We start from the raw sequence: 15,899 nt of genomic DNA on the forward strand, positions 1-15,899 counted from the left end.
TTTAGATGTTCAAACCAGAGAAACACATAAATGCCATTGCCATCAGACCTACTGTGATAAACGTTATACCCAGTCCTTTCAGTGGAGCCGGAACGTCAGAATAGGCCATTTTCTCACGGATGGCAGCCAAGCCTACGATAGCCAGCAACCAACCGATACCTGAACCAAACGCATAAGAAACAGCATCAGCAATACCACCGATGAATTTCGGATCGCTCTCGCCCAGCGTGATGCGCTGCTGCATGAAAAGAGAAGCACCCATGATGGCACAGTTTACAGCAATCAGCGGCAAGAAGATACCCAGTGAAGCATACAGCGAAGGGCTGAAACGCTCTACAATCATTTCCACCAACTGAACGATAGCTGCAATTACGGCAATGAAAAGAATAAAACTCAAGAAACTGAGGTCAACGCCTTCAATGATTGCATTGGCAGCCAGCACCTTTGTCTGCAATAAATAGTTGACCGGAAGTGTAACTACCAACACGAAAGTTACGGCGATGCCCAGTCCCACGGCAGTCTTCACATTCTTCGATACGGCAAGGTAAGAACACATACCGAGAAAGAATGCGAATATCATGTTGTCCACAAAGATAGAGCGGACGAATAAACTTAATAAATGTTCCATAATCTTTATAAGTAGTTAAGTAGTAAGTAAAAAGTAGTAAGTAGAAAAATGATTCAGAGTATCTGATTCCAACTACTGGTACTGAATGCTGACTACTTCAAATTATTACTTTTCCTGCAATTCTTTGTGACGTGCACGCTGATACCAGATGATGCAGGCACAGATAATCAGTGCCATCGGCGGCATCAGCATCAAGCCGTTGTTCACATACCCCAACTTCTGCAAAGGCTCATAGTTCAAGATGTTGAAACCGAGCAGTGTTCCCGAACCCAGGAGTTCGCGGAAGAAAGCTACGATTACCAGAATCTTGGCATATCCCAAACCGTTGCCCACACCGTCAAGGAAAGACTCCCAAGGACCGTTCTGCATGGCAAATGCTTCCAAGCGTCCCATCAGGATACAGTTGGTGATAATCAGACCTACATATACAGAAAGCTGTACACTTACGTCGTAAGCAAAAGCTTTCAGAATCTCACTTACGATAGTCACCAATGCGGCAACCACCACCAACTGAACAATGATACGGATACGGTTGGGTATCGTCTTGCGCAACAGTGAAATCACTACGTTGGCAAATGCCGTAATCACCGTCACCGAAAGACCCATCACGATGGCGGGCTCCAGCTTGGCAGTAACAGCCAAAGCAGAACAGATACCCAATACCTGCACGGTGACGGGGTTATTCAGTCCCAGCGGAGTAGAGAATACTTCTTTATTCTTCTTTGAAAACAATTGTCCCATATTCTTATTCCTCCTCATTATTATTAGTTAAAAAGTTCTTGTAGCTGCTCAGACAAGCCTTCAACATGGCATCCACACCAACAGAAGTGATGGTACCACCGGAAATGCCGTCTACCTGATAGTCAGCTTTTTCTACCTTGCCGTTCTTCACAACACCGAGAGCTATCTCACCATTCTCAAGCGTCTTCTTACCGGGGAATTCTCCCTGGAAGTGTGCGCTTGCGATTTCGGCACCCAGACCCGGAGTTTCGCTGGCATGGGAAAAATAAACACCGTAAACGGTATCCTTGTCGCTGTTCAGCGCAACATATCCCCAGATAGCACCCCAAAGGCCAGCACCGTAAACGGGAAATACATATTTTTTTTCACCATCAACCTCTGCTACAAACACGTGCAGACGGTTATTTTCTTTGGCTTCCTTCTCGTAAGCGGTGGCAAACGCACCGGTATTCTCTGTCAGAGTACCGTCAACGTTCATCAGCATATCGCCCTTTACATATTTATTATATTCGGCTTCGGCATCCTTCACGTCCTTGACGTTGAGCGCAGCAAGAATCTGCTTCTTCGTGTCAAGTTCCACATTCTTGTTCTGCGTCTCGCGCAAGGAAGAACTTACGAATGCCAGCAGGAATGCAACGATAACAACCATTACCGAAGCATAAATGATAGTATAACTATTACTATTGGTATTCATTTCTTTTCCGGTATTTAATTGTTAGACTTGATTGCACGTTTCTCGCGACGGCTGATGTTACCCTGTACCACACAATAGTCAATCAGCGGAGCGAAGATATTCATCAGCAGGATGGCAAGCATCATACCTTCGGGATAACCGGGGTTCAGCACACGGATAATGATTGCCATTGCACCAATCAGGAATCCGAAGATATACTTACCGGTCTCCGTGCGTGCCGATGTAACGGGGTCGGTAGCCATGAACACGGCACCGAAACAGAAACCACCCAGCACGAGGTGCTCGTACCACGGCATCTGCGCCATCGGAGTGTCGGGCCCGATTGCATTGAACACCCATGCCATGAAGGCACCGCCTACGAATACAGAGAACATCGTCTTCCAGCTTGCAATGCCCGTCCACAACAGCAGGATGGCACCCAAGGCAATGGCGATAACGCTTGTCTCGCCGATGGAACCCGGAATAAGACCGGTCACCATATCCCAAGAGAACTCAGGAACAGTGCCCGAAGTAGCGGCAGCACCCAGCGGAGTAGCTACCGTCAGACCGTCTACCGACTGTCCCAAACCGAGGATACTGTCGTCCGATACCCAAACGGCATCACCGGACATCTTCGTAGGATAGGCGAAGAATAGGAATGCACGGGTAATCAAGGCTACGTTGAACACGTTCATGCCCGTACCACCGAATACTTCCTTGGCAAAGATTACGGAGAATGCAGTGGCAACTGCCAGAATCCACAACGGGCAGTCCACCGGAACAATCATCGGAATCAAGATACCGGAAACCAAGAAGCCTTCCTGAATCTCCTCCTTCTTCCACTGAGCCACTACGAACTCAATGCCGAGACCTACCACATATGATACAATGATTTTTGGCAATACAGCCAGGAAACCGTAGATGAACATTTCCCAGAAGCCTCCGGCAACACCAGTAGCGTGGAAATGCTGGTAACCTACGTTATACATACCGAACAACAGCGCCGGTACCAACGCAATGACCACCATCGACATGATGCGTTTGCTGTCAATGGAGTCGTGAATATGCGTTCCCGATTTCGAAGTGGCATTGGGCACGAACAAGAATGTTTCGAAGCCATCGAACACCGACTGAAATGCGTGGAATTTGCCGCCCTCTTCAAAGTTCGGCTTTATCTTGTCGAGATAATTTCTTAACGCTTTCATTTATCAAATTGATAATTGAGAATTGAAAATTGAGAAATAGCTGCACTACATTATGCCAGGCAACTCATATCACAACGTTCAACTATCATTTTTATTTTTAAATTCTTAATTCTTAATTGCATTACGCCATTTCGGCACGGAGCATATCGAGTCCGGCACGTACGATACGCTGCACTTCCACCTTGGAAGAACATACGAATTCGCAGAGAGCAAAGTCCTCGGGAGCTACTTCGTAGATGCCCAGAGCCTCCATACGGTCAATATCACCTGCAATAATTGCTTTCACCAAATATTCGGGGAAGATGTCCATCGGGAATACTCGGTCGTATTCATTGGACATAATCATGTGACGTTCACCACCCTTGATACGGGCATCTATCACATATTCCTTCTTACCCATCAACCAGCTGAAGTAAGAGCGGCTGACACTGAATTGATTGAAGCGCGGCATAATCCAACCCAGCATTTCATGGATTTCGTCTCCTTCGGGAATCACTGTCAGTTGATTGTGGAAAGAGCCGAGGAAACCGTTCGGAGCAACCTTCTTACCGGTCAGCACGTTACCGCTGATGTAGCGAAGATCTTTGCCGGTAGTCACGTTTCCTTTGAAAACGTTCGTCAGCAAAGCACCGACTTTCAGCTTGCAATAAGCGGGTTTCAAAACTTCAGAACCTGTTACGGCTACCGTACGGGTCAAATCTACACGACCGGTATTCATCAAACGTCCGATGAAGAGTACAGCTTCGGCACTGATGGTCCAAACCGTTTCGCCCTTCACTACGGGAGAGATGTGGTTAATCTGTACGCCCACGTTACCTGCCGGATGCGGTCCGTCGAAAGCAGTCACGGTAACGTTCTTGGCCTGCACAAGAGCAGCAGCCTTCTGTTTTACACTAATACCCAGATACGTCTTTGCCATCTTTGACAAAGCGTCGAGCCCCGTCTGGAAGTTTGCTTCTTCTCCTTTCAGAGCGAATTCGAAATCGGGAGCCAGCGGATTACTGTCGAAAGCCGAAATGAAAATAGCTTTCGGAGTCACCGTCGGGTCAGCGATAACGTCGTACGGACGTTGGCGGATGAAAGCGAACATACCTGCCTGCAAAAGAGCTTCCTTCACTTGCCGGCCGTTCATCTTGGACGGGTCCATCTTGCCGAATTCCTCATAGTCTTGCTCAGTGGCAGCCTCTACGACGATGTTCAGCACCTTGCGGCGCGCACCACGCTCCACGCTTGTCACTACGCCACTGACGGGCGAAACAAATTTCAATTCAGGATGATTCTTGTCGATAAACAAGGGTCCCCCGGCCATCACATATTCCTGCTCTTTGACCACCACTTTCGGAGTGATGCCTGTATAGTCATCGGGAACCAGCGAATAGAATCCCGGTTCCTTAACAGACACAAGTTCCTGTGCAGCAGTGCCTTTCAGGTTAATGTCAAGGCCTTTACGTAATTTAATTACATTTGCCATGCGTTTATTTAAAATAATGGTTTCATTAATTTGCCGCAAAAGTAGCAAAAAAGAACGTGAATAAAGAGTAAAAAAGAAAGGAATTACGGAGAAATTTCCGTAATTCCTTTCGTTAACGAACACGAGAATTAAGAATTAGGGGGTTAGGGAATTAAATATTAGCCCCCTGCGGAGTTTTAACGCAGCCCATTAGTCCCTAATCCTTATCATCACTTTTCTTCTGCAAACATCGGGTCCCATGCCGGCAGGCGGATAGGTTTTTGTTTGAACAATTCCATCACTTTGGCAGGAACATACTTTGTCTCCACCACCAAGCGGAACATGTATTCGTTGAACCACTCATCGGTCATGATGAGATGTCCCTGATAACCGGAGGCGGCTCCCCAACTGTTCTCTACCATCCATTTCAAGGGTTTCCCGTCCTTGTCCAGGTCAACGGCCATCAGGGTCATGGCGTGGGAAGAGCCGCTGGAGAAGGTCTGGATACGTTGCTTCTTGTCCATCCCGAAGGTGGTGCCCATCAGTGACTCGTAGTCATAGTTTTTCACATCAAGCAGGCCGCGCTCGGAATTCAGGAACTTGCCCACATCGCAAGAAAAGTACATCATGGTGCTGTCCTTCAAGGAAGCGATGGCCATCTCTTTGATGTCCTCTACGGGCAGGTTGACATAAGTCCAGTTCTTACCATCGTAACGATGACGGTCGTAGTCTATTTCATAACACTTGTAATATTCGCGGCTGGGGTCGTTCATCAACATTACGTAGTTGGTCAGCAGTTGCTTGTCTCCATATTTCTCAAGGAAGGACATAGGAGTGTGATGCTCTGTCTCCACGGGATTCCCCTTGGCATCGTGACGGACATAGTCGAACTCCGTGGGAGGTACACCGAGATTCAGCACCAGCATGCGGTAGATGGTTCCGAGCATCGTGGTTTTCTCCTTCTCCAAAGTTGCTGGCTTGGCACCGGCAGCAGCCATATCACGCAGCTGCAGGCCATACTCTTTCAATTTCAGAGAGATTAGATTAGCCATGCGGGAGGTGTTTTCACTGCTGTTTGTTTCGGGCATGGCATCTTTAGGCACAAGGCCGTATTTAGAGACAATATCAGCCACACCGGTGAAGGTGCCTCCGTCGCTTAACGGATGCTGGAAGAGCCATTCTACAGTCTTGTCGGCCAAGGGACTCTTGGCTGTGTCGATAACGCCCTGCAGGAAAAGATTGGACTTCTCCAGCTGGTCCCAAAAGAAGGGATAGATTTCGGAAAACTCGAAAGACTGGAAACCGTATTTGGCAAGGGTCTTGGCACGCATCACGTTGAGCCCGGTGAACAGCCAGCAACGGCCGGACGACTTCTGGTCGGTGATGCCTCTGGACTCTACCTTGACGGAGAAGTGGGTATTCATACCCTGCATGTTCTCCTGGTTGAGTGCCAGTCTGCGGATGTCGTTACTGCCTATGGCATTGCGGAGAGCCTTGTCGGCAGCCGTGCCTTGATAACTTTGCTTGATTTGTCCAAGCATTTCGGGGCTGATGCCGCCTTTTCCTTCCTGTGCCTGCACAGAGAGCAGTGCGGCACCCAGAACAATTACAGATAAAAATCGTTTCTTCATTCAGATTATGTGTTTTTAGTTATTGATGTCTTGCTTCGTGGAGCAGCAGACAAAAGTAATGCCTTTTTTGATAAATTTAGCGACATCTTTAGATTTATTATCTATTACCGTGAAAACTATTCGAGATAAAATAGTTTCCTTTGCACCCACATTTCGTACGACATGAAAAAATATATACCAAGCATTATCGCACTGGTGCTGTTTGCCACCACCTTTTATACCCTGGAACTGACTGCGGCCACCACGAACGACAGCGTTCCTGCACTAAGCCCCAAAGAGCTACGCAAGCAAAAGGTAGCACGCCGGAACCTGCATTACAATATTCTGGGCGGGCCCAGCTACACTCCCGACTTCGGTGCCGTGCTGGGAGGAAGTGCCTTGATGACCTTCCGCATGAATCCCAGCGACACCACGCAGCTACGCTCCGTAGTGCCCATGGCCATCGCCTTCATGTTCAACGGCGGTATCAACCTTTTCTCCAAACCTCAACTCTTCTTCAAGGGCGACCGTTTCCGCATCTTCGGAAAATTCAGCTACAAGAATACGGAAGAAAACTTTTACGGCATCGGCTATAATACCAATAAAGATTACGTGCGAAGCGACAGTACCAGCAAATACCGGTACAGCGGTGTGCAAATAAATCCTTGGTTCCTCTTCCGACTGGGCAACAGCAACATCTTTGCCGGACCTCAAATAGACATCAATTACGACCACTTGACAGAGCCCGGCAAGTTTCTGGCAGACGAACCTTCGTACAAAGAGGCAGGCGGTACGGCCAACGGCTACAACAACTTCAACTCCGGTCTCGGCTTCCTGCTGACATACGACAGCCGCGACGTCCCCGCCAACGCCTACCACGGCATGTATCTGGATTTCCGAGGCATGATGTACGCCAAATTCATCGGCAGCGACCAGACCTTCTACCGCCTGGAGATAGACTACCGCCAATACAAGTCACTGGGCAAGCGCAGAGTGCTTGCGTGGACGGCACAGACAAAGAACGTGTTCGGCAACGTCCCACTGACGCAATATGCCCTCACCGGAACGCCTTTCGACCTGCGCGGCTACTACATGGGGCAATATCGCGACAAGTCCTCGCACGTGGTCATGGCAGAGTACCGGCAGATGCTCAATACTGACCGAAGCACCCGGCTAAAGCGGATGCTCAATCATATCGGGTTTGTAGCTTGGACTGGCTGCGGCTTCATGGGCCCCACTCCCGGCAAGATAGAGGGCGTACTGCCCAACTATGGTGTAGGACTTCGCATCGAAGTACAGCCACGCATGAACGTACGCCTGGATTTGGGCAAAAACACAGTAAACAACCAAATGCTGTTTTACTTCAATATGACAGAAGCGTTTTGAGTAACGCCTTGCCCCGCCGTATCCACCCGTCTCCCTCCTATGGGAAATGATGATTAAAAGGCTTTTAATTACATCTCACTCACAAGATTATTCAACCTCACCTCTATTGGAATCCTGCTTCCTTATTACATCGGCATGCCTTGAAGCACAAACATTACATCCTGAGACACGAATATTCTGTTTTTCCTTTCTTTTTCTTGCGCATCGGCAAAAGATTATCCATGCTTTTGGCAATCACGTTCCTTTTTCCTCAAAAAAACAGCAAACAAGAAAAAGGCATGAGCAAAATCTTGCCTGAGGCTGGACTATCCTGCCGACAAGCTACGGTATCCTCCGGGTGACCGACGACAGCAACAGACGCAGCCATCGTAAGCTGGAACTCGAAGAAAATATGCCAGACACACCGATATACTATGTACAGAGAATTCCACTTTGTCAGGTTCTCATTTATGCAAAAATATCACTCCGCTGGATATAAGCTATCACATCGCCCTTATTGACCACATCCCCTTGCTTGGCACAGACGTCTACCACACGTCCAGTAAATCCGGTCCATATCTTCTCGTATTCGCCCCACGGCGTAGAGATGTAGCAGAATACCTCATCATGCTGGTACTTGCGTCCGATGAAAGGAGCAGAAGAAGGACCTTCGACGGAAACCTCCCAAAGCACTTGCCCTTTGGAAGGTGCGATTATCGGGTCTGCCTTGGCACGCTTCAACTTTTTGATTTCCTCCTCCGAATATCCGCTCTTGACCATAGCTGCATCCTTAGCACGCTGCAAATCATCTTCAAAACGCTTTTTGGCTACACCGGACTTATAATCTCGATACTGACGGTCGTGCATGGCGAGTTCAAAGAGTTCCTCGTCATCGTCACCATATTCCCAACCGCTTTCGTCCATCTCCTTCCGGTATGCATCCAAGGCATCCGGATAGTTCAGCTGCGGGTCTGTATCCACGAACTCAAAGCCCTTGGACTTGGCCAGTTCCACTATCTCGGGCGCCAGAGTACCGGGCAGACGTCCGCTCTTGCCCAGAATCATGTCCCACGTATGGTTGTCTATCATCGTCCAGCGTTCCTCTCCCTTCACCTGCTGCATGAGGTTCATCAGAGCCACATTCTTCACATACTGGCTGAAAGGAGTCACCAAAGGAGGATACCCCAGCTTGGGCCATACATATTCCACTTCATCGAACAGCATGACGAGCAGGTCGTCCAGACTGAGCTCCGGCTCGTTCTTGCCACGCAGTATCATGTTGATGCCGGAATGCACTCCCTTCAAGTCGGCCATCATGGAGCCCATCATGCCGCCCGGCAGACCGCACTTCAGCAATAGCGAGGACATGTGTTTGTTGGTGGGGTCCATGAAGTAACCCAAGAAATCGTCGATGAACTCCTGCGTCATGGCACGGGCTTTCATGTAGGCCTTCATGTTTATGTCGGGCACCTGGAAGCCCAAGTCTTTCAGCATGGCCTGCACGGAGATGATGTCCGGATGAACCTTACCCCACGACATGGGCTCCATCGCCACATCAATGATATCGGCACCGTTCTCGCAGACTTCGAGAATGGAAGCCATGGAAAGTCCGGGACCGCTATGCCCGTGATATTGTATCAACACATCGGGGTACTTCTCCTTTATGGTTCTGACAAGCTGCCCCAGCATACCCGGACGTCCGATGCCTGCCATGTCCTTCAAGCAAATCTCGGGTGCTCCGGCTTCAATCAGCTGGTCGGCAATGCCGACATAGTATTCTACCGTATGGACGGGAGAATACGTGATACAGAGCGTGGCCTGCGGTATCATGCCCGCTTCCAGGGCATACTTGATGGAAGGAATTATGTTCCGTGTCTCGTTCAGTCCGCAGAAGATGCGAGTAATGTCCACACCTTGGGCATGCTTCACCTTGTACATCAGTCGGCGCACATCTGCCGGAACAGGATACATACGCAATGCATTCAGCCCGCGGTCGAGCATATGCGTCTGTATGCCTGCCTCCCTGAAAGGCGCGGTAAAAGCCCGTACAGCCTTATTGGGATTTTCACCATACAGAAGGTTTACCTGCTCAAAAGCTCCTCCGTTTGTTTCAACACGTGCAAAACAGCCCATTTCAACAATCAACGGAGCAATGCGTACCAACTGGTCTACCCGAGGTTGATACTTACCGGATGACTGCCACATGTCCCGGTAAACAAGACTGAATTTAATTTCCTTTTTCATCATAGTCAATAATAAGAGATTTTTTTTCTTTGGTTAACTTAACATATACAAATATAAAGGATTATTCTGACATATAGTCGTAGAAAACCCTTAAAAAATCAGCGACAATAATATGTTATATATCATATTGCTACTACCCAATTATTATCAGATGAAATCTTTCAGTTCATGCTGCAACTTCTGGCGCGTAAAGAAGATGCGGCTTTTCACCGTTCCAAGCGGAAGGCCGAGACGTTCGGCAATCTCGCGGTACTTGAAACCGGACACGTGCATGGAGAAAGGAACTTTATAGTCGCGTGGAAGGGCGTTGACGATACGGTACATTTCTTTCAGGTCGCAGGCACCTTCGGTACTGGCAAAACCGGAATCCTGGGGCATGCTGAGGTGATACTGGTTGTCCGTTTGATCTACAAAAATCTGTTCCCGAACTATTTTACGATAATTATTGATAAAGATGTTACGCATAATGGTATACATCCAACCTCTGAAATTGGTACCGGTTTCAAATTTGCCTTCGTTATCCAAAGCCTTGAGAGACGTCTCTTGCAACAAATCATTGGCTTCTTCCCGGTCAGCTGTCAACTTGTATGCAAAGCGAAGCAGTTCTTCTTGCAATGCAAGCAAATCTTTTCTAAAACTGTAAGTATTCATACTTTGCTCAATTTTTAAATAGTTAATAATAGTTTAGTTAATACGTTTGCAAGTATAAGGAAGATTTGAAGCTCCAGAGGACGGAATACGGTTTTTCTTGGGGATAAAAACTATCATTTGACAGTTTTCACCCCCTTTCTGATAGTTTACAGGTGATATTATATACTGAAAACCATCATTTTTCCGAAGATTTCGTAAATGTTACGTGATTTTTTTATAGCTTTGCCTACATATAGGAAAACACTTTTATTACATAAAAACACTTTATTTTATGAAATCATTTCAATTCAAGTCACTTCTTCTGCTGGCTGCCCTCGTCATTTCCCTGCCCTCCTTCGGACAAGGACTGAAGGCGTTCAAACTGAAGAACGGTCTTTCCATATATATATGGGAAGACGAATCCAAATCGGACGTATTCGGACTGGTAGGCGTACGTGCCGGTTCCATCAATGACCCTGAAGAGTACACGGGACTTGCACACTACCTGGAACACGTCATGTTTAAAGGAACGGACAAGATAGGCGCGCTGAACTGGACGGAAGAAGAACCGATCTACAAGGAAATCATCGCCAAGTACGACCAGATGGCCGAAGAATCCGATCCGGCAAAAAAGGAAACCATCAGCAAGGAAATCAACGAGCTGACCGTCAAAGCCGGAAAATTGGGGCTTCCCAACGAATACTCCAACCTGATGGAAAGCATGGGTGCCAAAGAAGTGAATGCAGGAACCTACTATGACTGGACTTTCTATCACAGCTCCTTCCCTGCCTATCAGATAAACAAATGGCTGGAAATCTCCTCACAACGTTTCCTGCATCCCGTATTCCGTTCCTTCCAGTCAGAGCTGGAAAATGTGTACGAAGAATACAACCGTTCACAAGACGACCAAGGACGTGCGCAGAACCAGTTCGTGATGGAGAAAGCCTTTGAAGGACATCCCTACTCCCGTTCCATCATCGGCCTGCCCGAACATCTGAAAAATCCCCGCCTGAGCAGGCTGATTGACTTCTACGAACAATGGTATGTACCCGAAAACATGGTACTGGTGCTCGTAGGAAATATCAAAGCCCAACAAATCAGCGGACGCATCAATGCCACCTTCGGACGTCTGGCCGCTAAACCCGCACCCGAACGCAAGGCCTACCAGAACCTCGAAATAAAGGGCCGCAAACAGTACTCGGCCAAGATAGGATTCTATCCGCAAGTGACAATGGTATTCAACGGGGTGCCTGCCGGACATCCCGACGAAGATGCTCTGAACATCGCCCTGGCACTGCTGAACAACAACAGCCAGACCGGAACTATGGACAAGCTGGTACTGGACGGTGAGCTGACCAGCGCCGGAGCCTACGCCCGCACTTTCCGTGAACAAGGACGCGCCATCGTAGCAGCCATTCCGCTCTACGACGAAAATCAGCGTCGTTTCGAGTCTACCAAGAGCGCCGAAAAGAAAGCCTTGAAAGCCATCCAGCAAATCGCTACCGGAGAATTCGAGGACTGGAAAATTGATGCCATCAAAGCCGAGAAGTGCCGCCAGTTCGACCTGGAGATGGAATCGAACGAGGACAAGGCTATGATACTGATGAATGCTTTCTACAACGAGCAGGATTTAGGCGACATACTCAATTACAAGGACAAGATTATGGCCATCACCACTGACGACATCAAGCGGGTAGCCAAGAAATATCTGTCGGACAATTACTTGGCCCTATATATCGAAAAAGGAAAACCTGACAAGAACGCCAAGATTGAGAAGCCGGGATACAAACCCGTAGAACCTCCGGTAGGAAAAGAATCGCTCTATGCAACACAATTCAAGAACCTGCCCATCGGACAGATGGAGGAGAAATTCGCAAACTATGGTGAAGTGCAAATCAAACAGCTGAATGAGCGTTCCAAGATGTACTACACACCCAACAAGGAGAACAACGTATTCCAGCTGATTGTACAATACGGAGTCGGTGAACGCGAATTCCCGAAACTCGGCTATGCCGCCCAGCTGATGAACAACGCAGGCATCATGGGAGCCTACGAACCGCAAGAGCTGAAAGAAGAACTCAGCAAACTGAACGCAACCTGCCACGTGACAGCCGATGACGACAATCTCTACATCATCATGGAGGGTTACGAGGCCACCTTGCCGCAAGTCTGCCAGCTACTTTCACGCCAGATTCTGATGCCAAAACTGGACGAAAAGCAACTGGCACGTCTGAAAGGTTCGGCAATGGGTATGCGCCAGCAGCGCAAAGACAACGTCAGCATCCTGAACGAAGCGCTACGCCAATACATGCTCTACGGAGAGAAATCAGACTACATCAAGGAACTGACCGACAAGGAGATTTACGAATTACAGATTTCAGAACTGACGGGAGACATCAACCGTGCCTCCAACTACGAGGCAAAGGTATTCTTCACCGGAACACTCCCCTTCGAGCAAGTATACGACATCCTGAGCAAGAACCTCCCGTTGGTGGCCAACGAACGCCCCTCCAACTCCCCGCAGGCAAAGGAGATGATGCCGGTGACCGAAAACACCGTCTACTTCCTGCCTAACAACGATGCAGAACAAGCCCAAATCCACCTCTACATCCCGATGCAGAAGACTGACAAGAAGGACGACGTGCTGCGTAGCGCATTCAACCAGTACTTCGGCCTTGATTTCACCGGTATCGTTCTGAACGAAATCCGCGAAAAACGCTCCATGGCCTATACAGCCTACGCATTCGTCGGCACGCAAGGCATAGCCGGAAAGGCAAGCTATCTGCGCGGCTACATCGGTACCCAGAACGACAAGGCAAATGATGCACTGGACGTACTGATGGGGCTCGTCAACGACATGCCGAAAAATCCGGAACGTATCGACAACATCAAAAGCTATCTCCGCCAAGCCATGCTGACCAGTCACCCCAGCTTCCGCAACAAAGCCATGGAACTGGTAGGCTTGGGCCACAGAGGCTACACGGACGACCCGGCCAAGGAAAATCTGCCGAAAATAGATGTACTGACCTTTGAAGACATCGTGAAGTTCTACGAAGAGAACATCAAAGGCAAACCATACTGCATTTCCATCATGGGCAATCCAAAGAACATTGACCTGAAGCGGCTGGAAAAATTCGGCAAGGTAGTGAAACTGAATGAACGAAAACTCTTCAACACGAAGGATGCATTGTTCTAACCCTGTCTTATCCCTTTAACAATCCTATCCTCGTTCCCCCTCATCAGGGGAACGTGGAGTATAAAAGATTCCCCGACATTTCGGTTGCAAATGCCGGGGAATCTTATTTTTAATATCTGAAGTTCCTTTGCACAATGCCCGGAGTTTCACCGGAAAATCCCTAAGGTTCTCGGACGGCAGACAACAGACTACATTTCCTGCTCCTCTTCATTGCCCGAAAGGATAGGCAGACAAATCCTATACTTCACCGCCAGTATGCGGGTGACGAACACCGTCACACCACCCACAATCTGGCACACGAAAGCCTCCATCCCCAAAAGGTAGCATATCCAGTAGAAAGTCCCTCCCACCACACATGCCATCGCATAAATCTCCTTTCGGAATATCAGTGGAATTTCATTAATGAATACATCACGTATCACACCACCCGCAGCCCCGGTAATGCTGCCCATGATAATGGCTACCCAGAAAGGATAGCCCAGAGCGATGCTCTTGCCCACACCGACCACCGTGAACAGCGCCAGGCCGATACTGTCGAATATGAAGAATGTATTGTTCAGATGGATGAGGTGCTTGCCGAAGAGAATGACCCACAACAAGGCCAGTCCGGTACAAATCAAGTAAATGGGATCCGTCATCCAGCCCGGGGTGACGTCCAGTAGCAGGTCGCGTATCGTACCTCCTCCGATGGCCGTCACAAAACCCACTACATACGCACCGAACCAGTCGAACCGTTTGGCCGAAGCCAGACGTATGCCACTGATGGCAAAAGCAAACGTACCGATAAAATCGAGTATCTGAACAAATGTTGGCATTATCATTTTGAAAATAAAAATTATAAATTAAACAACTACTTCGCATATCCGAAATTAAATCCAAGTATCCAAAATTGAAAAAGAAAGCAGGCATTTTCAACAGACATCCTGAAAATAATAGGCAAAGTAACAAATAATTTCCCTAAGAAAACGTATTTTTGTCGTATCATTTTTCACCAACTACGACAATGAAAATAACAATCGTATCGGGCGCACGCCCCAACTTCATGAAAATAGCCCCCATCTGCCGTGCCATCGACACTGCCAGAGAGGCCGGAAAGAACATCTCCTACCGCATCGTCTACACCGGTCCGCAGGATGACACCAGCCTGGATGCCTCGCTCTTCTCCGACCTCTCCATGAGGAAACCGGATGCCTGCCTCGGCGTCACCGGACACGACCACTCACAGGTGGCAGCTTCCATCATGCTTGCTTTCGAGAAAGAGTTGGACCAACATCCCGCCCAAATAGTACTGGTAGTAGACGACATGACCGCCACCATGAGCTGTTCCATCGTTGCCAAGAAACGTGGGCTGAAGGTGGCACACGTCATAGCCGGCACACGCTCCTTCGACATGAACATGCCCCGCGAGGTGAACCGCACCATCGTGGATGCCATCTCCGACTATCTCTTCACCGCCGGAATGATTGCCAACCGCAACCTCAACCAGGAAGGCATGATACCCGACTATATCCACTACGTGGGCAACATACTGATTGATACCATCCGCTTCAACCGACACCGTCTGGTGCAGCCCTTATGGTTCTCCAGCCTCGGCCTGCGGAAAGGAAACTACCTGCTGCTCACCCTCAACCGCCGCGACCTGCTGGAAAAGAAGACCGTATTGCACTCCCTGCTCCAGACCGTCATTGAAAAGGCCGACGGCATGCCTATCGTTGCCCCGCTGCACCCCTACGTGCAAAAGGCGGTGAAGTCGCTGGAACTGGATGCCCCCAACCTACACATCCTGCCTCCACAGCGCTACCTGCACTTCGGGTTCCTCATCAACCAAGCGCGAGGCATAATCACCGACTCAGGCAACATCGCTGAAGAAGCCACCTTTCTCGATGTCCCTTGCATCACCCTCAATACCTATGCCGAGCATCCCGAAACCTGGCGTATCGGTACCAATGAGCTGGTCGGCGAGAATTCCTTTGCCCTCTCCGCCTCACTTGACAAGTTACTGCAGGGCGAATGGAAGCACGCCACCCTCCCCGACCGCTGGGACGGACGGACAGCGGAACGCATCGTACAGACACTACTGAACGGAAACAATTCATAATCCTTCGTGAACTCCATCCCAAGCTTGAGAACATATGTCCCAAGCCTACGGATGCTTAT

The 15,899-nt window shown here is 48.9% G+C and carries 12 protein-coding genes; 3 read left to right on the top strand and 9 right to left on the bottom strand.

The window, feature by feature from the left end; all coding sequences use genetic code 11:
* Window position 1 precedes the first annotated feature (1 nt).
* The 6 genes from nqrE to E5355_RS11620 form a co-directional block, all read right to left on the bottom strand.
* Window positions 2-628 (bottom strand): NADH:ubiquinone reductase (Na(+)-transporting) subunit E, encoded by a 627-nt coding sequence (nqrE, locus tag E5355_RS11595; RefSeq protein WP_136010512.1) that lies wholly within the window; start codon window positions 626-628, stop codon window positions 2-4.
* 105 nt (window positions 629-733) lie between these two features.
* Window positions 734-1,369, bottom strand: a complete 636-nt coding sequence (locus tag E5355_RS11600; protein WP_136010513.1) for an NADH:ubiquinone reductase (Na(+)-transporting) subunit D — start codon at window positions 1,367-1,369, stop codon at window positions 734-736.
* Window positions 1,370-1,373: 4 nt separating this feature from the next.
* Window positions 1,374-2,063: a Na(+)-translocating NADH-quinone reductase subunit C gene (locus E5355_RS11605; RefSeq protein WP_136010514.1), complete on the bottom strand. Its 690-nt coding sequence runs from the start codon at window positions 2,061-2,063 to the stop codon at window positions 1,374-1,376.
* 14 nt (window positions 2,064-2,077) lie between these two features.
* Window positions 2,078-3,247, bottom strand: coding sequence for an NADH:ubiquinone reductase (Na(+)-transporting) subunit B (locus tag E5355_RS11610; RefSeq protein ID WP_136010515.1), 1,170 nt, complete (start codon window positions 3,245-3,247; stop codon window positions 2,078-2,080).
* 121 nt (window positions 3,248-3,368) lie between these two features.
* Window positions 3,369-4,718 (bottom strand): Na(+)-translocating NADH-quinone reductase subunit A, encoded by a 1,350-nt coding sequence (locus E5355_RS11615; RefSeq protein ID WP_136010516.1) that lies wholly within the window; start codon window positions 4,716-4,718, stop codon window positions 3,369-3,371.
* 209 nt (window positions 4,719-4,927) lie between these two features.
* A complete protein-coding gene (locus E5355_RS11620; RefSeq protein ID WP_136010517.1) occupies window positions 4,928-6,328 on the bottom strand; it encodes a C1 family peptidase in 1,401 nt (466 codons plus the stop codon).
* 162 nt (window positions 6,329-6,490) lie between these two features.
* Between E5355_RS11620 and E5355_RS11625 the strand changes: the two genes are divergently transcribed.
* Window positions 6,491-7,693: a BamA/TamA family outer membrane protein gene (locus tag E5355_RS11625; protein ID WP_136010518.1), complete on the top strand. Its 1,203-nt coding sequence runs from the start codon at window positions 6,491-6,493 to the stop codon at window positions 7,691-7,693.
* A 447-nt stretch (window positions 7,694-8,140) separates the two neighbouring features.
* On the opposite strand, the gene E5355_RS11630 is transcribed toward E5355_RS11625, so the two are convergent.
* Together E5355_RS11630 and E5355_RS11635 are read right to left on the bottom strand one after the other, a co-directional pair.
* On the bottom strand, window positions 8,141-9,916 hold the full coding sequence (locus E5355_RS11630; protein ID WP_136010538.1) for a biotin/lipoyl-binding protein: 1,776 nt from the start codon (window positions 9,914-9,916) through the stop codon (window positions 8,141-8,143).
* 147 nt (window positions 9,917-10,063) lie between these two features.
* On the bottom strand, window positions 10,064-10,567 hold the full coding sequence (locus E5355_RS11635) for an RNA polymerase sigma factor (RefSeq protein ID WP_136010519.1): 504 nt from the start codon (window positions 10,565-10,567) through the stop codon (window positions 10,064-10,066).
* Between the two features lie 271 nt (window positions 10,568-10,838).
* Between E5355_RS11635 and E5355_RS11640 the strand changes: the two genes are divergently transcribed.
* The gene (locus E5355_RS11640; RefSeq protein ID WP_136010520.1) at window positions 10,839-13,742 is read left to right on the top strand and encodes a M16 family metallopeptidase; all 2,904 of its coding nucleotides are present in this window, start codon (window positions 10,839-10,841) and stop codon (window positions 13,740-13,742) included.
* Window positions 13,743-13,930: 188 nt separating this feature from the next.
* Here E5355_RS11640 and E5355_RS11645 read toward each other — a convergent pair whose 3' ends face one another.
* Window positions 13,931-14,557: a trimeric intracellular cation channel family protein gene (locus tag E5355_RS11645; RefSeq protein ID WP_136010521.1), complete on the bottom strand. Its 627-nt coding sequence runs from the start codon at window positions 14,555-14,557 to the stop codon at window positions 13,931-13,933.
* Between the two features lie 188 nt (window positions 14,558-14,745).
* On the opposite strand from E5355_RS11645, the gene wecB reads away from it, so the two are divergent.
* Entirely contained in the window at window positions 14,746-15,840 is a 1,095-nt protein-coding gene (gene wecB, locus E5355_RS11650; protein WP_136010522.1) for a non-hydrolyzing UDP-N-acetylglucosamine 2-epimerase, read from the top strand.
* Window positions 15,841-15,899: the final 59 nt, after the last annotated feature.

The organism is Bacteroides muris (ex Afrizal et al. 2022), assembly GCF_004793475.1.
Lineage (GTDB): Bacteria > Bacteroidota > Bacteroidia > Bacteroidales > Bacteroidaceae > Bacteroides > Bacteroides muris.